Here is a 17,354-nt window from a genome sequence, read left to right on the forward strand (position 1 = left end):
CGAAGGATCAATAAATGGATGATTTAGGGGGGAATCATCGGTGACATCACTCCATGGAAAAACAGCCTTCGTCACTGGAGCTGCTTCAGGTATCGGTCGTGCATCGGCTATCCAATTAGCCCGTCATGGAGCTAACGTTTGTCTGGTTGATATTCAGGAAGAGGGATTGAACCAGGTAAAAGAAGAGCTGGAAAGGTTAAAATGCAATGTGATCACCGTAACGGCTGATGTTACAGACCGTGTCAGCATGAAGTCGGCGTTCCATCAATTTCAGCAGTGGGGAAAACAACTTGACATTTTGTTTTCCAATGCCGGCGTTGTAGGTCTGCTTACTCCGATAGAAGATATGCCCGAGGAAGAATGGGATCGAATTATGACGGTCAATGTAAAGGGAGCTTTTTTGACAGTGAAATACGCGATCCCCTTCATGAAAGACAATGGGGGATGCATTATTGTAACGAGCTCCATACACGGCAACCGTATTTTTAACAGCTACGGGATGTCGGTCTATTCCACTTCCAAGGCCGCATTGACGGCTTTCGCCAAAACGGCCGCATTGGAATTGGCACGCTACAAAATTCGTGTGAATGTCATTAGCCCGGGTGCTGTTGAGACCGGTTTGAATGATCATTTGGTTCGATCAGACGAGCTTTCGAAAGTCATTATCCCCGTGGAGTACCCTGAGGGTAAATACCCTTTTGGCATAGGCCATGCCGTTCAAATTGCTGATCTGGTTACCTTTCTGGCTTCGGAGCAAGCGGCTTATATCTCCGGTACAGAAATTTATATTGATGGAGCAAGATCTCTAATATAAACAATCAGAATGGGAGAGAAGCAGACATGAGTTATTTAGAAATCGCTTGCAAGGCGGCAAAAGAAGCAGGCAGAATGATTCGTTCCCGAGCGGGAGGTGAACTGGCCGCAGAAGAGAAAAGCTCAAGCTTTGATGTGGTGACCGAATTTGATAAAAAAGCGGAGCAGCTGATCCGTGCTTCTATATTGGAGGCCTATCCCGATCACGCTTTTCTTGGCGAAGAAGAGACCTACCATTCCTCCCGTCCTCTGCACGAAGTTCTTGAAGCGGCGGTTGACGTTCCATTCTTATGGATTGTAGATCCGATCGACGGAACGACAAATTTTGTACATGGGATTCCGGGGTTTACAGTTTCCATTGGGCTGGCTTGCAAAGGGGAGCTTGTACTCGGTGTCGTATATGATCCAAGCCGGGATGAATTGTTCTGGGCAGAACAAGGCAAAGGGGCCTATCTTAACGGTAATCCGATAAAGGTATCGGCAGCGGAACATGCCGCTGAATGCGTAATCGCCACCGGGTTTATGCCGGCGTACAGGGAGCTGAATATTCCTAGCTTAGCCTCCTTCGGCAAGCAATTCCGGGGAATTCGGGTGCTTGGCTCGGCCGCTTTACATATGGCTTATGTGGCCTGCGGCAGACTCGGGGCATTCTGGCAGTACGGCTTAAATGCCTGGGATTTGGCTGGAGGTGTCGTGCTTGTGAGGGAGGCCGGCGGCATGGTGACCGACATCGGAGGAGGCGAGTTTGGCCTGTCTGTTCAACATATCATCTGCAGCAACGGGAAGGTGCATCCTGCCATGATCAGCTGCTTAAAGCAGAACGTACAATAAGGGTCGAATCAAAACTTAAAAAGACAAATGGACAGTCGGTATTTGACTGTCTTTTGTTTGTATTTTTTTCACAAACCGGTATCGCTTACCCCCATTTACAAAGTAAGGCTCATCGGCATGGCTATGATCCGATCGCTTCAAGGACGCCTGTTATGGGTCTTTTTTGCTCTTGTGAACCATAGAATATAGTAAACATGATTGGTGTGATTCATGGTCAATAGAAAAGGGCCGAGGCCGCTTTGGTTTGTCCCGGCCGCTTTACTTTGACTTATCCAAGCAAAAGAACCAGTTTATGCAAAGGTGAGGGATCGGATGACGAATTTCGATGTACAGCAGTTGATAGAATCGTGCAGGTTGACCAAGTGTACGGATCAAATGATCAAGAGTCTGGGACAGCCGGAGAATGCGGACATCCCGGTTGCTGAGCCCTGTAGTGAAGACGAGGCAGCCGGGATTTTGCTCCACGCCAGCGGCAGGGGGCTTGCCGTGATTCCCATGGGCAGCGGGAACCAGCTGCACATTGGAGAGAATCCGCGGAGAGTGGATTTTTTGCTATCCTCCAGGCAGCTTACAGGGATTGTGGAGCATTCGGCGGGGGATCTTACGATCACCGTACGGGCAGGGACTCCTTATTCCGAAATTCAGACTTATCTTAGAGAGCACAGCCAATTCATTCCCATCCAGCCGCCTACCGCAGATGATTCAACGGTTGGAGGGCTCGTGGCGACGGCCGCGAGCGGTCCGGAAAGAATATTATACGGATCCTGGAGGGACAATGTGCTTGGTCTCCGAGTGGTATACCCGAACGGAAACGTGATTCGCACGGGCGGCAAGGTGGTGAAGAATGTCGCGGGTTATGACATGAACAAATTGTTTGTCGGCTCATATGGATCTTTAGGCTTCATCAGTGAAATTACCTTGAGGGTACGCCCCTATCCGAAGCACAAGGAGATACTCATAGCACAAAGTGAGCGTCTGAAAGAGCTGACTGAACTTGCCGCTTTGGTGCTCGCTTCGGAATGTATTCCAAGCCGGCTGGAGCTGTCATCCAATTCTGCGGCAGGAGGGTATGAGCTCGCGATCGGCTGTGATGAAGTGGGAAGCGCTGCCAGTTATCAGGCGGAGCGGATTCGCGCTCTTGCCGGCACCCTGGGAGCTGCCGTTGAATTTACCCGTCTCATGAATGAACCGGTAGAGCCATATGAGCTTCAATACCGGACCCGATGGAAGGGGCTGGAGCCCGATTCTTTGCTGTTAAGAGCGGCTTGTCCGATCCCGGACATGACGGACCGGCTCTCTTTGTTCGAGAAGGAGGCGTCTGCACGGAACGTTTCAATGGAATATGCCGCAAGTCTGGGTGTCGGAACGCTCCGCATCCGCCTTCGTTCAACGGTTCCTTCTGCGTTGGTTGAGACTGCACTGCGGTTAAGAGAGCTGTCGGAAGAGCGAGGGGGCTACCTGGTCGTGGAATACGGGGAGGCCCCGCTTAAAAAGGAAATTGGAGTATGGGGTACGATCCAAAACGGATTTTCGATCATGAAAGGCATCAAACAAACCGTCGATCCGGCTTGCATTCTAAGTCCGGGACGGTATGCAGGAGGGCTGTAGCGTGAACAACCATTTCAAGTGGCCGGATCCGCCCGGTGCAGATAAATATTCCGTGTGTGTACATTGCGGGTTGTGCTTGCAGGCATGCCCCACTTATCTGGAAACAGGCAATGAGGCGCAATCACCCAGAGGACGCGTGGATTTAATTAAAGCGGTCTCCGAGGGGCGCATGGCGATCAATGAATCTTTTATCGATCCTGTATTTCGCTGTCTGGATTGCCGGGCTTGCGAAACGGCGTGTCCATCGGGGGTGCAGGTGGGGATCTTGATCGAGGAGGCACGGGGCCAAATCCGCCAGGCTGAGCCTCTGACAGGCTTGAAAGGGATGGTGAGCGGCGTTTTTCTGAAGGGCATATTCCCGAAACCCGGCCGATTGAAAGCCTTGGGCAAGCTGACCCGATTTTATCAAAAATCCGGAATGCGGAAGCTGGTCCGCGGTACCGGAGCCATCAAGCTGTTCCCCAAGCATTTGCAGGACATGGAAAGGGTCATGCCGGAGGTGTCCGCCCGCACTTCACGGGAAGCGCTTCCTGCGCTTCTTCCGGCGGTCGGAGTCAAACGGGGCACCGTCGGGCTGATCCTCGGCTGTGTGATGGATGTCCTTTATTCCGATATTAATCTGGCCACGGCTCGTGTGCTGGCGCGCAACGGATTTGATGTCATGGTCCCCCAGGACCAGACCTGCTGCGGAGCCCTTCAGGTACACGCGGGGGAACGGCCTACGGCCAAGATGATGGCTAAGCAGAACATCGACGCTTTCCTGAAAGCCGGAGTGGATTATATCATTATTAATGCGGCCGGCTGCGGCGCGATGTTGAAAGAGTATGAAGAATTGATGCACAGCGATCAGGAGTATGCCAGCAAAGCCGGGCAGTTTGTAAGCAAAGTCCGGGACATCGCCGAATTTCTGGTAGAGGTCGGTTTTGAACCACCAAAGGGTAAAATAGACGCAAAGGTTACCTATCATGACGCATGCCATCTCGCCCATGCCCAAAAGGTTCGAACCCAACCGCGCCAGCTGCTGCGTTCTATTCCGGGAGTGGAGCTGATCGAAATGCGGGATTCCGATGTGTGCTGCGGGTCTGCGGGGATTTACAACCTGACCCATCCAGACATGGCTGAACCTATCCTGGAGAAAAAAATGGCCAATGTCCCTCCGGAGGCCGCGTGCCTTGTCATGGGCAACCCGGGCTGTATGATGCAGATGTCCGTAGGTGTTCACCGGAAGGCCATGGATCAGGAAGTTGTGCATACGATTACCCTTATGGATCGGGCATATGAGGCGGAAAAGAGGACGGGAACATGAACCAGGAACAATTGGTTGCCGAACTGCAGAGAATCGTAGGTCCCAAGGAAGTGATCCATAAACCGGATGATCTTATTGCTTATGAATGTGACGGATTTACGATTGTTCGCTCCCGTCCGCGGGCCGTCGTTTTTCCTAATAATACCCAACAGGTTGCTGCCGTAGTGAAATTGCTTCACGATAACGGGATTCCGTTTATTCCCCGCGGTGCCGGAACAGGGCTCTCCGGAGGGGCTACGCCCATAAACGGCGAGGTATTGATCAGCCTCGTTAAGATGAACCGGCTGTTGAGCGTGGATTTCAAGAACCGGACGGCGGTGGTGGAGCCGGGACATGTCAATTTGAAGCTGACGAATGCCATAGCGCATGAAGGCTATTATTATGCTCCGGATCCCTCAAGCGGCATGTCCTGTACGATTGGCGGAAACGTAGGGGAGAATGCCGGCGGGCCGCATTGTCTGAAATACGGGGTCACCAGCAACCATGTCCTCGGTGTTGAAATGGTCATGCCCGACGGTGAAATTGTAACGTTAGGCGGCGCAGTACCCGACATGCCCGGCTATGATCTCACGGGCTTAATCGTAGGCTCGGAAGGCACAATGGGCATTGTCACCAAGATCGTCGTCCGGATTCTCAAGAAGCCGCAGGGCGTCAAAACCGTGGTTGCCCTGTATGATTCGGTGGACGATGCGAGCCAGACGGTCTCCGCTGTCATTGCAAGCGGTATCATCCCCGGAGCGCTCGAAATGATGGACCGCGTCGCCATTGAAGGGGTGGAAGCGGGAAATTACCCTGTCGGCTACCCGAAGGATCTGGCGGCCGTGCTCCTGATTGAATTGGATGGCCTTACCGCCGGTATGGAAGCGATGGCGGAGCAGATTGTCGACATTTGCAGGCAATATCACGTCCGTGAAGTGCGGGTGGCGCAATCGGACAAGGAAAGAACGCTTTGGTGGGCCAACCGCAAAACGGCATTTGGAGCGATGGGGAAAATCTCCCCGGATTACATGGTGCAGGACGGGGTCATTCCCCGCAGCCGGCTGCCAGAAGTGCTGCGGCGGATTTCGGATATCAGCAGGAGATCCGGGCTGCGTATCGCCAATGTATTCCACGCCGGAGATGGAAACCTGCACCCGCTTATTTTGTTTAATTCAGCCAACCCGGGAGAAACGGAGCTGGCCGTGAAGGTCGGCTCGGAAGTGCTGCAAGTGTGCGCCGACGTGGGAGGCACCATAACAGGCGAGCATGGGGTAGGAATCGAGAAGCAGAATGACATGCCCAAAATCTTCACGCAAGAAGAGATCGATGCCCAAGTGGAGATCATGCGGGTGTTCAATCCCCATAATCTGTGCAATCCGGATAAGCTGTTCCCCAAGCCTTCGCGCTGCGTAGAAGTGAAGAGAGCGGCGCATACGCATTGAAGCTGAGCGAGACGTCCGACGCTTCTGGTTGACGAGTTTACTCTATTTAAAGCGGGTGCTGAGGCAAGCGCCCGCTTTAAACATGAGAACGGCTTTTTTTTATATGAAGGGTGATTGACGTTTTGGCTTCCATCGGTTTAAAGTGATTCTGAAAGGCGTCTGCGTTTGAAGTCCTAATCTATGGAAATAATAAAAGAATTGGAAGATGCCGATGCACGATTAAACCAAGGGAAAAGGAAGCTTGAACATGAAAAACACAGCCTTACTTCGAGATCCGAAACAACGCAAATTGCTGTTCAGCGCCGGTCTAAGCTGGCTGTTCGATGCGATGGACGTGGGAATCATCTCGTTTATCGTGGCTGCATTGGCTGTCGAATGGAATCTGGCCGCACAGCAGATTGGACTGCTAACGGCCCTGAATTCGATCGGAATGGCTGTAGGAGCGGCCGTTGCGGGTTCTCTTGCGGACCGTTATGGACGCCGGTCCATTTTGATTTGGACGCTTCTTATTTTCTCTGCAGCCAGCGGGTTGTCCGCTTTGGCCACCAGCTTTGCCGTTTTATGTGTCCTGCGTTTTGTGACCGGATTCGGTCTTGGGGGCGAGCTTCCGGTTGCCTCGACGCTCGTTTCCGAGTCCGTACCAGCTCATGAGAGAGGCCGTGCGGTTGTGCTTCTCGAAAGCTTCTGGGCGGGCGGTTGGATCGTCGCGGCGCTGATTGCCTATTTTGTCATTCCGCATTACGGCTGGAGGACGGCCTTTATTATCGGTGCATTACCGGCTTTGTATGCTTTGTACCTCAGACGGGCTATTCAGGATTCTCCCCGCTATATCGGGCAGCGGAGCCGGAAGCTCTCGTTTATGGAACGGGCGGCATCCGTATGGTCGCCCAAACACCGCAGGTCAACCGTCACACTCTGGATTGTGTGGTTCACCGTGGTATTTTCCTATTACGGCATGTTTCTGTGGCTTCCGACGGTTATGGTCATGAAGGGCTTCGAGCTGGTGAAGAGCTTTCAATACGTCTTGATCATGACCCTCGCACAGCTGCCGGGATACTTTACCGCCGCTTACTTTATTGAAACTTTAGGCCGCAAGTTTGTGCTTGTTGCCTATTTGCTGCTGACGGCAGCAAGCGCCGCATGGTTCGGCAGCGCCGAAACGGAAGGCATGCTGATGGCGGCCGGAATTTGTCTTTCCTTCTTTAATCTTGGCGCGTGGGGAGGACTCTATGCCTACACGCCGGAATTGTACCCGACCTCGGTTCGCTCTACCGGTGTCGGACTTGCCTCCTCCTTCGGCCGGATCGGAGGCATCATCGGCCCATTCCTTGTAGGTATGCTATTGGCGCGAGGGCTTCCGATGACCTTTATATTTATGGTGTTTTTTGTTTCGATTGTCATCGGAGCATTAGTCGTACTGTTCTTAGGTAAAGAAACCAAAGGAACAGATCCGGATCAAGACACCGATGTTCGCATGGCCTAATGAAACGGTTGTCGCTATAAGCTTACATAACATTGGGGGCTCTTTATGCTTCATTGTGAAGAGGTCGCGATCCCCGCACATGACGGCTCTTGGAAATAGGGATTGTGCTCTTGACAGGATCGCTGTAGTATTACTTATCAGAAGGACTTTTTCCATATGCCGTAAATTAATGATGACGAGAGGTGATTTCAATGGGAAAATGCAGTATTGATCATTCTCATGAAGATGTGGCACAAAAGCTCGAAAGCCAAAAAGAGTTTTTACCCGAATCCTTAACTGCGGATCTGCAGCAGTTTTTGCTGAGAGAACATTCGCAGCAAACCTTAAACGAACTATTTCACCTGCTGAAAAAATATGATCTTGCGTCTAAAGAAGAGCGGGAAGAGAGAAACGTAAAATTAAAACAGCTTACGGGCTAAGAAAAGAACGAGAGCGCAGCATAGGCTCTCGTTTTTTATTCATGCTGCAGGTTTATTTAGAACATTAATGCAATGCTATGCTAAAGTGTGATCGGGTCCGCCTGTGATCTAAAAAAAGGGTTGACTTTGACGCTGCGTAAAGGTTTACCGTTATTTATGTCAGGGGGTGAACAGATGGAATATACCGTGCAAAAGCTTGGACAATTGGCAGGGATCAGCACCAGAGCGCTTCGCTATTATGATGAAATCGGCATCCTTAAGCCGGCAAGAATCAACTCATCAGGGTACCGGATCTATGGTCAGGCGGAAGTTGACAGACTGCAGCAGATTTTGTTTTACAGAGCATTGGGGTTCGGTTTGGAACAAATTAAAGAAATCATGACCGCCCCTTCCTTTAACAGAGCTAAAGCACTAAAAGAACATCGTGAAAAGCTCCTTGACAAAAGAAAGCAGTTGGATCTGTTGATCGCTAATGTTGAAAAAACCATTGCCTCAACCGAAGGGAGAATGATCATGACCGATAAAGAAAAGTTCGAAGGCTTTAAACAATCGATGATTGATGAGAATGAAAAAAAGTACGGTAAAGAAATTCGTGAAAATATGGAGAAGATTCCGTAAACCAATCCAATGAAATGCTTAAAAATATGACACAAGAAGAGTATGAAGAAGCAATGCGTCTGGCCAATGAAGTGACTGCAGTGTTAGCCGAGGCTTATAAACAAGGCGATCCTGCCGGCGAGCTGGCGCAAAAAGCGGCTGATTTGCATAAACAGTGGTTGACATATTATTGGAGCGAGTACAGTAAAGAAGCGCATGCGTCCCTTGCCCGGATGTATGTGGATGACGAGAGGTTTAGGGCTTATTATGATGAAAAACAACCAGGTACGGCAAAATTTTTGAGAGACGCCATTCACATTTATACAGGCTTTAAGAAATAAGGCGGCTGCCCCAGAGGGTTATACCACATTCGACTGCGGTATGGTAAACTTTAGATTCCGAATACAATCTGTCGAAGGGGGGAAATGATGAACTGGATTGCCAAACAGCTCTATTATAAGGTTCAAAGGCAGATGACAGGCATCTCACAAATAACGGAAGCGCAAGAGCGGTGGATGTATTTGTATGAAGACAAAGTTGTGACACACTATCGGGAATTTCCCATTCATGAAGTATTTGATATATCTTATCGAAAGTTGGGCGGTACGGAAGGGATTTTGTATTTGCATACTAAGCAGGGCGTTTATTCCTACATGGTCAAAGCAGATCCTTCTGAATTTGTCGAGGCTTTCAAGCAGCTGGAGTCCAGTTCCTGAAGCCCTCCGGAAAATGCAAAAATCCCCCGGGTTCTCCGGGGATTTGCGCTTTCCGCTTCGCAGCATATGCTTATGCTACTTATGCTACGGCAATCATTAGAATGATCCAACCCGCCAAGAAGGCAAGCCCTCCAAGCGGTGTTATCGCACCCAGCTTTCTAACGCCGGATAAACTTAAAGCATACAGGCTGCCGGAGAACAGAAATATCCCGGCGAACAGGACATAACCGGCCATGATGACGAGAGAAGAATTCTCTACGCTTTCCGAGATCGGTCCGAGCAAAAGCAGACCGAGCGCATGGGCGATATGGTATTGGATTCCCGTCTGGTACACCTTCATCATGTCTTCGGACAACCTTTTCTTTAAGGCATGCGCCCCAAAAGCGCCTAAAGCAACCGCGATGAACATATTCAAGCTTCCGAGCATAATTAACGTCTTCATGAACAACGCCTCCATACAAGATAGTACCGAACCGGAGGCTATTTCGTCAAATCCGCCCGTCCGCTAGAGGAGTCCGGATTTGCCGGTTAAACCCTATGAACCCTAGTAAAAAGGAGAAATGAAACATGTCTGTAATGAACATATTAAAAAGCCGCAGAGCAGTAAGAAACTATGAGCCGAAAGAAGTCGAAACCGAGAAAATCACCAGGCTGCTGGAAGCGGCTGTTTGGGCGCCCAATGATCGTTTGCGCGAGCCGTGGCATTTTTATGTGATCCGTGGGGAAGCCAAGACGCGATATGAGCAAATTGCCCGCGAATTTCTGGAAGAACGATTCCCGACAAAGCCTCATTTGGTCAAGGAATCGATCGCCGTGCTGGAATCAACGCCGCTTGTCATTGTAGTCACCTCGGATATCATTCCTGGTGATGAGGCGTCCTCGGAGGATAACGAATACGCCGTTGCATGTGCCATTCATTCCATGTGGCTTGCTGCACAGGAGCTTGGGCTGGGACTGGTGTGGCGGACAAGAGGAATCGGCCTTGCCAGAGACGAACGATTACATAAGCTGATCGGATCACCCGAGAATCGCAAAATTGTCGGCTCCGTCTTTGTGGGCTATCCGACCGCAGACAGTCCGGAAACCAAGCGGACGGCAATCGAAGACAAAACTACCTGGTTGTAAGACGGTCAGGCAACCCCGGTTCGGCACTCTTCCGAATTTATCCCAAATTTTCACTCCGGCCCGCGTGTTAACGCGGGTTCGACTGTTGAGCAGGGCTCAACAGTCTTTTTTTCAATATGAGTTTCTCGACTCCGCGGCAACTATCATTCCTGGAAATCGATGGAAAGTCTGAAAGAAGGGGGGATTTATTTGCGAGAGTTCATTTTTATAGATTACTAATTGATCTGTCTATACATATCAAAACTGAAGTGAATATAGTAATAGTCAATAGCTATTATTGAAAGGAGGGTCGGGATGTTATTTCAAAGAATCAAGGGACTGGTGAGAAACTATTTTCGCAGCTAGAAAGAGTGCTATATTATCGGGAATAATCCGAAAGTACTTGAATATTACCGCCTGCATCCAGGTTAAACGTCAGTACTTGAAAGGAGGCCGTATTTTGTTTAGATTCCGGTTTATTTTGGACTATTTTCAACTACCGTTTGCTACAGGACCCACTCTTGAAGCAAATATGAGAGCAAAATGGTTATCGCAATTGTGCCCGAAGGATTTGGAAATCGGATTTTCCCCATTTGCCGGACAAAAACCGATGTATCATTCAGACAAATTCCGGATCGTTCCCAAGGATGAGTCCGGCTGGTGGAATCATTATTATTTTAATTCCTGGCAAATGGAGCAGGAGACCCGCAACTGGAGCCTGGGACCCAACATCAATCCCCAAAAAAAAGCAACGCAGCACGTTCCGATTGTCGTCTATTCGCAATATCAGAAAAACCAGCTTTTGAAAAGCTGGACGGATTATCCGGATGACTTGATCAACATTATCCCCAATATGGTCGATCACGGGCTTTTTAAGCCGGGGAAGAAAAACAAGCGATTTACTGTTGGCTGGATCGGTTATGACTACCCGAGCCGGTCTACCAAAGGAGTGGAAGTCATTCCCTATCTTGCCCGGAGATTCCCGGATATTCAATTTCAGATGATTCATGCCAAACCCCCGGCGTATCGCCATCTTTGGCTGCCGGTCCCGCTCAAAAACCTCACCATCTACGAGCAGGTTCCTCACCACCAGATGAGGGATATGATCAGTCAATGGCATCTGCTAATATGCGGCAGCAAATGGGAGACCGGCGCAACGCACGTCAAGGAGGCGATGGCTTGCGGAGTACCCGTTATCGGGTGCGATGTAGGTGCGCTGCCGGAGGTGGCCGGAAGCCAAATTTTATTGAAACATATGAAATGGGAACCGGTCGAACCGGAGTGGGTTGTGTGGACGCAGGAGTCGCTGGAGCGCTTTGCGGCCGCTTTGGAAGAGGTATTGCTCGACTCCCGCCGCTATAAAAAGCTGGTTAAAGACGCTATTGCGGAAAGCCGGAAGTCCAATCCCAAAATTATAGCTTCGCACTGGTTTGATTTTATGTACAAATGCAGAGACTTTCAGCAATAAGCGGTTCATTTTAAGTTATAACATTTAAGGAGGTCCGATTCATGAGTAAAGTTACGGTATTGATTCCATTCTACAACCCGGGAAAATATTTGAAGGAAGCTGTCGAAAGCGTATTGATGCAGACGTATGAGAACTGGAAGCTCATTTTGATAGACGATGGTTCGACGCAGGAATATTTCTCCCAAATTCAATCCTATGTAACAGATAAGCGCATAACCTTAATACGCAACCCCAGAAATCTCGGTCAATCCAAAAGCCTGAATGAAGGCCTGAAATTAGTGGATACACCGTATACCGTCCAATTGGACAGTGACGATTGGTTCTATCCGCATACGCTCGAAGTGCTGGTGAGAGAAGCGGAAAAACAACCTGCTGATGTGGCCGTCGTAAGTGGCAATATCAACATCGTATTTGAGGATGCGTACGGAAATCGCATAGCCAATGACGTAATGAAGGGCAGGTCGTTTCAGGACCGATATGATTTTTTGCTGGCCAACCTTTCTTTATGGCCGCGGTTTTATCGCACCTCGTGCTTGCGGCATATCGGCGGCTGGCCGACGGATGATCCTTATGAAGGCAGACATTTGGAGGACAAGCGTGTATTGTACCGGTTGATTGAGCATTTCCGTTTTCACTGGGTCGATCACATGCTGTACAATTGCCGCCGGCACAACAATAACCAGACGAATCAGACTGCGGTCTATTCGGAAATGACAAAATGGGCCGTAAATGATGCTTTACGCAGGTGGGGAAGCCGGTATAAACCCGTTTTTTTAACTTACGGAGCAGGATGGACCAAGTTGGATCGACTCATTGAACAAGAAACAATTCCTAAGAAAACAAAATCACCTGTGAAAAAAACTGCAGCCAACGTACTCCCCAGTCCGGTTCTCCAGGTCCAAAATCAATCAACTCATCCCACATCCGCCACCGCCAGTACAAAACCAAATACCGGTTTCGGCACAGGCCCCAACACCGTTTCGGGAACAGCCTCCAACACCGGACTCGGCACGGGTCCCAACACGGGACCGGGAACAGCCCCCAACACCGGTCCAGGGACAGCCCCCAACACGGGACCGGGAACGGGTCCGGGAACCGGTCCGGGGACGTGATGACCTATTAACGATCTGGTAACGATCATCGTGCCGACATTCAATAAAGCCAGCTTTATTCAACAAACGCTTCTTTCCATTTATCAGCAATCGTATACCCAATGGCGCTTGCTCGTCATCGACGATGCTTCGACGGACCGGACGCCCGAATTGGTAAAATCCCTTTTGACCACACCCCGGGCCAAACTTGTTCAAAACAAAGTAAATCGGGGAATAGGCCACATTTTGAACCAGGCGTTGTCTATGGTGAATACGAAATATTTCATTCAGGTTGACGGAGACGACTGGATCGCTCCCGATACGCTCGAACGCCTTATTCACCGGATGGAGAAGGAGCCGGACTCGGTAGCCTTGGCCTATGCCAATACCATCCATTGGCATCAAATCGGCGGTGTGGACTATTACCATAAACTGGTTCGCCACCGTCCGTTTCGGGACCGCTATGATTTTGCCGCTTACGATCCGATGGTGCAGCCGCGATTTTATCGCACGGCATGCGTGCGACAGGTTGGAGGGTGGGAGGTGGATGATCCTACCCAAGGCCGGATGATGGAGGATCGAAGAATGCTCTTGCGGTTGCTTGACCGGTTTACATTCGCTTATGTAGACCGTCCCTTATACCATTTCCGCTACCATCATTCGAATTTAAGTTTGGACAGCAACGCCCATGTGTATAATCGTCTTCGAAAACTGTACACGGATCGAGCGCTTATTCGGTGGGGCGATCTTTATACGGCGGATTATGTCGGACCCGAACATCTGTGGCAATCCGTAAGGCTTGTTCCGAAGAGGAAGGGGGGATCCGCAATATGAAGGTTACCGTGGTAATTACATTGTACAATAAAGAAAAATTTATAGATCGGGCGATTCAAAGCGTACTGCATCAAACCCATTCGGACTGGACATTGATCATCATCAACGACGCTTCCACCGATCATTCGTTGGCTAAGATTGAGCCTTATTTGAAGGACCGACGGATTAAATGCATAACGCTGAAAAGAAATCTGGGCCAGGCGCATGCGCTAAACTATGCCCTGACCCTGATTGAAACTTCTCATTTTATTCAACTTGACGCGGATGATTGGCTGGATCAGGCAGCGCTCGGGCAAATGGTCGCTGCTGTGGGAGCTTTTGCCCATGCAGGATTAATCTATGCAAACAATATTGTATATTGGGAAAACGAGGCCGGTAAGGTCATAAAACAGGAACCTATTGTGCTCAGGCAGTATACAGACCGTTACGATTTATTAAAACATATGAATCATACCCTGCTGCCGAGATTTTACCTGACTCAAGCCGTGCGGGATATCGGAGGATGGTTGTCGCAGAAAAAAGAGGATATCTACTCGGAAGACGTCCAAATCTTATTGAGATTGTCCGCCAAGTATCCGATGGTATGGCTTAACCAGTTTTTATACCATAGACGCAAGTATGCCCAAAATATAAGAGCTTTTGAAACTAGCCGTCCGATGAGATGGAAATACCGCTATGATTTGTACAATCAGATGTTAAGAGAATGGGGAAATGAGTATCGGGCGATTTGGAAAAAGGATGGGGACGCTTATATTTTAGTTGACCTGGTTCCGAACAAATAAAGAAAGGATGAGCTCTAAAATGGACTATACCATTGTAATTCCGGTTTATAATATGGAGAATCAATTGCAGCATGCGATTACAAGTGCGATCAACCAGACTCATCCCCCTGCCGACATTCTAATATATGACGATGCTTCCTCTGATAATTCCATGACTGTGATCAACCGCTACGCCAACGATAAACGGATTCAGGTGGTCAGGATGAAGCAAAATTCGGGGATTTCCGTTGTCCTCAATGCCGCTCTGGCAAAGGTACGCACTTCTTATATGATCCAGCTGGACGGGGATGACTGGTTGGAACCGAATGCGGCCATATCATTAATCGAAGCTTTGGAACATCGGCCGGGTGCTGCTTTTTCCTATGGAAATCATCGTTTGTGGAGCATCAATGAACACAAACAATCCGTGCTATGGGATCAAGTGATACAGCCTTCTTTTAACTCCAAATACGACTTTCTCCTAAATCTGGGATATATGTTAAATCCAAGGTGCTACAGGGTTTCTTGTGTACGCAAAGTGGGCGGATGGATTACAGACGATCCCGATGACCCTTGGAAGGGCCGATATTATGAGGATGCCCGGATGATCCTGCGGCTGGTTGGGAAATTTGAATGGGTGCATGTACCGAAGTTTTTGCACAATGTCAGGTATGATCTGAATAAATCGGCAAGCAAGATCAAGATTTATAATCATCTGAGGAAAATGTTTTATGAGAAAATGTTGATCAGCTGGGGTAATGAATACAGGCCCGTATGGGAGATGAATGCAGCCGGCAGGATTGTACTCAAAAAGTTGGTTTAGAACAACGCCAACCAATCGATATCATACAGCCCACAAAACCTTATGGCGTTTTGAAGTGAGCCCTTAGCCATTTAGCGGCATGAAGCGTTTTTCAATGTCCGTTCCAAGGGGGATACGTCAGAGGTTGATGTGGGCTTTTTCTATATTCGCAATCCGATTTAAGTTATAATCAAAAAAAGGAGGCGTCTTGATGATCAGTGACATCTTCACATTCCATGATGCGGAAGGTGTGTCGATTACGGTTCACCGTTGGCTTCCGGAGGAAGGGACGCCGGTAAAGGCCGTTCTGCAAATTGCCCATGGCCTGGCGGAAAGAGCACAGCGATACGAACGGCTGGCGGTGCAGCTGACGCAATCGGGCTTTGCCGTTTATGCGAATGATCATCGCGGGCACGGTTTGACGGCGGGGACGTCCGAGCGGATTACGCATATTGGCCATGCCGGATTCGACAGGATGGTGGAGGCGCTGGCCCTGCTGACGGATCGCATCCGCTCCGAATACCCCGGGGTCCCTGTTTTCGTGTTGGGGCACAGTATGGGGTCGTTTTTGACGTTATTGTACATGGAGCGTTATCCCCATAAAGCGGACGGGATGATATTATCCGGGACGAAAGGGCGGCAAACCTTGCTGCACAGTCTTGGCTTCCTGCTTGGCAAGCTGTTCTCAACCCTGCAAGGAGAAAAGCACTGCAGCCGGTTGTTGAACTGGCTGGTAACAGGTCAGTACAACTTGTTTTTTCGTCCGAACCGCACCAGGTACGACTGGTTAAGCCGGGACGAAGCGGAGGTTGATGCCTATATGAAAGACCCCCTGTGCAATGCAGGGATCACGAACGAGTTCATTATGTATATGACCAAAGGTTTGTTGGAGGCCTACCGTTCCGATCGACTGGGGCGCATTCCGAAATCGCTGCCGGTTTACTTGTTTGCCGGGGATAAGGATCCGGTAGGCGGTATGGGAAAATCGTTCTTATGGCTTGTATACGAGCTTCAAAGACAAGGGGTGCACGATGTAACCTACAGGCTCTATTCCGGAGGGAGGCATGAGATGCTGAACGAAACGAATCGCGATGAAGTGACCGGGGATTTGCTGCAATGGCTTGAAGCCCGCGTGAACGCGACTGATGCTGTCAAAACGGAAATGTAATTCCATTCATGCATACATTGGTAAAGGGACTGGTTTGAAAGGGGGATAGAGCAATCGGTAAGAAGCCTCGACCCCTGCTGCATGTTAGAATAGAGAAGATATAAAATCAATCCTGACGTATAAAGAGTTCAGTCGGCGGCATTAGACATGAGAGGAGAAAGACTGTGGAAAATCAGTACGAATCAAATGCTGACGGAGGGACATTTGGGAGCAAAAGCAACTTTTTAGTGGTCATGGTTATGATCCTTGGCGTGTTCGCAGCCATATTGAATGAAACGCTCCTAAGTGTAGCTTTGTCCAAAATCATGGGAGACCTCGCGATTTCGCCTGGCTCCGCGCAATGGTTGACAACCGGTTATCTGTTGGTAATCGGTATGCTCATACCGGTCACCGCTTTTTTGATTCAGCGGTTTACAACAAGAAGCTTGTTCCTTTCAGCCATGTGCGTGTTTACAGCAGGTACATTCGTAGCGGCTATCGCACCGGGGTTCGCCCTGCTTTTCATCGGAAGGGTGCTTCAAGCCGCGGGAACCGGGGTGCTTTTTCCTTTATTGACCAATGTGGTATTCGCCACGGTGTCTATTGAAAAAAGAGGCTCGGCCATGGGGATGATCGGCATTGTGATCACATTTGCTCCCGCGATCGGCCCCACTTTATCCGGTATCATTGTCGAGCATTTCAGCTGGCGGGTTCTCTTTTACAGCGTTTTGCCGGTCGCTCTGTTTGTCATTGTTTTTGCATTTTTGAAGCTTAAAAATGTGACGGAGACGTCAAAGCCGAAGATTGACGCGGTGTCGCTTCTTCTTTCAACCGTAGGATTCGGGGGGATTGTGTACGGCTTCAGCAGTGCCGGTGAAGGACACGGGGGTGGTCAAGCAACGGGGTCCTTATTCCCATTGCCACCGGGATCGTTTCTTTAGGCCTGTTTATAT

The 17,354-nt window shown here is 49.6% G+C and carries 17 protein-coding genes and 1 pseudogene; 17 read left to right on the forward strand and 1 reads right to left on the reverse strand.

Features of this window, described 5'->3' with window-relative positions; all coding sequences use genetic code 11:
* The first annotated feature begins 40 nt into the window (after positions 1–40).
* The 9 genes and pseudogenes from EXW96_RS03065 to EXW96_RS03105 all read left to right on the forward strand — a co-directional run bounded on the left by EXW96_RS03065 (position 41) and on the right by EXW96_RS03105 (position 9,194).
* Positions 41–814 (forward strand): SDR family NAD(P)-dependent oxidoreductase, encoded by a 774-nt coding sequence (locus EXW96_RS03065; RefSeq protein ID WP_174349842.1) that lies wholly within the window; start codon positions 41–43, stop codon positions 812–814.
* Positions 815–840: 26 nt separating this feature from the next.
* Entirely contained in the window at positions 841–1,644 is an 804-nt protein-coding gene (locus EXW96_RS03070) for an inositol monophosphatase family protein (protein WP_062408215.1), read from the forward strand.
* A 312-nt stretch (positions 1,645–1,956) separates the two neighbouring features.
* Positions 1,957–3,252: an FAD-binding oxidoreductase gene (locus EXW96_RS03075; RefSeq protein WP_174349843.1), complete on the forward strand. Its 1,296-nt coding sequence runs from the start codon at positions 1,957–1,959 to the stop codon at positions 3,250–3,252.
* A complete protein-coding gene (locus EXW96_RS03080; RefSeq protein ID WP_174349844.1) occupies positions 3,236–4,558 on the forward strand; it encodes a (Fe-S)-binding protein in 1,323 nt (440 codons plus the stop codon). Before EXW96_RS03075 ends, EXW96_RS03080 begins: the two co-directional genes overlap by 17 nt.
* Complete coding sequence (locus EXW96_RS03085) at positions 4,555–5,979, forward strand: FAD-binding oxidoreductase (protein ID WP_174349845.1); 1,425 nt, start codon at positions 4,555–4,557, stop codon at positions 5,977–5,979. The genes EXW96_RS03080 and EXW96_RS03085 overlap by 4 nt, the downstream gene beginning before the upstream one ends.
* 247 nt (positions 5,980–6,226) lie before the next feature.
* Positions 6,227–7,462, forward strand: a complete 1,236-nt coding sequence (locus EXW96_RS03090; RefSeq protein ID WP_174349846.1) for an MFS transporter — start codon at positions 6,227–6,229, stop codon at positions 7,460–7,462.
* A gap of 191 nt (positions 7,463–7,653) precedes the next feature.
* The gene (locus EXW96_RS03095; protein WP_074728237.1) at positions 7,654–7,881 is read left to right on the forward strand and encodes a group-specific protein; all 228 of its coding nucleotides are present in this window, start codon (positions 7,654–7,656) and stop codon (positions 7,879–7,881) included.
* Between the two features lie 174 nt (positions 7,882–8,055).
* A pseudogene (locus EXW96_RS03100) lies at positions 8,056–8,819 on the forward strand (MerR family transcriptional regulator).
* 87 nt (positions 8,820–8,906) lie between these two features.
* Positions 8,907–9,194, forward strand: a complete 288-nt coding sequence (locus tag EXW96_RS03105; protein ID WP_062408226.1) for a hypothetical protein — start codon at positions 8,907–8,909, stop codon at positions 9,192–9,194.
* A 79-nt stretch (positions 9,195–9,273) separates the two neighbouring features.
* Here EXW96_RS03105 and EXW96_RS03110 read toward each other — a convergent pair whose 3' ends face one another.
* Positions 9,274–9,636: a DUF423 domain-containing protein gene (locus EXW96_RS03110; RefSeq protein ID WP_054817221.1), complete on the reverse strand. Its 363-nt coding sequence runs from the start codon at positions 9,634–9,636 to the stop codon at positions 9,274–9,276.
* A 125-nt stretch (positions 9,637–9,761) separates the two neighbouring features.
* Here EXW96_RS03110 and EXW96_RS03115 point away from each other — a divergent pair, with 125 nt between their 5' ends.
* From EXW96_RS03115 to EXW96_RS27205, 8 genes are all read left to right on the forward strand, one after another.
* Complete coding sequence (locus tag EXW96_RS03115) at positions 9,762–10,319, forward strand: nitroreductase family protein (protein ID WP_174349847.1); 558 nt, start codon at positions 9,762–9,764, stop codon at positions 10,317–10,319.
* Between the two features lie 439 nt (positions 10,320–10,758).
* The gene (locus EXW96_RS03120) at positions 10,759–11,766 is read left to right on the forward strand and encodes a glycosyltransferase family 4 protein (protein ID WP_174349848.1); all 1,008 of its coding nucleotides are present in this window, start codon (positions 10,759–10,761) and stop codon (positions 11,764–11,766) included.
* A 41-nt stretch (positions 11,767–11,807) separates the two neighbouring features.
* Positions 11,808–12,878 carry a glycosyltransferase gene (locus tag EXW96_RS03125; protein WP_174349849.1) on the forward strand — a complete coding sequence of 357 codons (1,071 nt, stop codon included), beginning with the start codon at positions 11,808–11,810 and terminating at the stop codon, positions 12,876–12,878.
* A 30-nt stretch (positions 12,879–12,908) separates the two neighbouring features.
* Positions 12,909–13,691, forward strand: coding sequence for a glycosyltransferase family 2 protein (locus EXW96_RS03130; RefSeq protein WP_309224998.1), 783 nt, complete (start codon positions 12,909–12,911; stop codon positions 13,689–13,691).
* The gene (locus EXW96_RS03135) at positions 13,688–14,473 is read left to right on the forward strand and encodes a glycosyltransferase family 2 protein (RefSeq protein WP_174349850.1); all 786 of its coding nucleotides are present in this window, start codon (positions 13,688–13,690) and stop codon (positions 14,471–14,473) included. The genes EXW96_RS03130 and EXW96_RS03135 overlap by 4 nt, the downstream gene beginning before the upstream one ends.
* A gap of 19 nt (positions 14,474–14,492) precedes the next feature.
* On the forward strand, positions 14,493–15,275 hold the full coding sequence (locus EXW96_RS03140; protein WP_174349851.1) for a glycosyltransferase family 2 protein: 783 nt from the start codon (positions 14,493–14,495) through the stop codon (positions 15,273–15,275).
* Between the two features lie 190 nt (positions 15,276–15,465).
* The gene (locus EXW96_RS03145) at positions 15,466–16,422 is read left to right on the forward strand and encodes an alpha/beta hydrolase (protein WP_174349852.1); all 957 of its coding nucleotides are present in this window, start codon (positions 15,466–15,468) and stop codon (positions 16,420–16,422) included.
* Between the two features lie 164 nt (positions 16,423–16,586).
* A complete protein-coding gene (locus EXW96_RS27205) occupies positions 16,587–17,342 on the forward strand; it encodes an MFS transporter (protein WP_309224999.1) in 756 nt (251 codons plus the stop codon).
* Positions 17,343–17,354: the final 12 nt, after the last annotated feature.

This window comes from Paenibacillus sp. JMULE4 (genome assembly GCF_013337105.1).
In the GTDB taxonomy this organism is placed as follows: domain Bacteria; phylum Bacillota; class Bacilli; order Paenibacillales; family NBRC-103111; genus Paenibacillus_G; species Paenibacillus_G naphthalenovorans.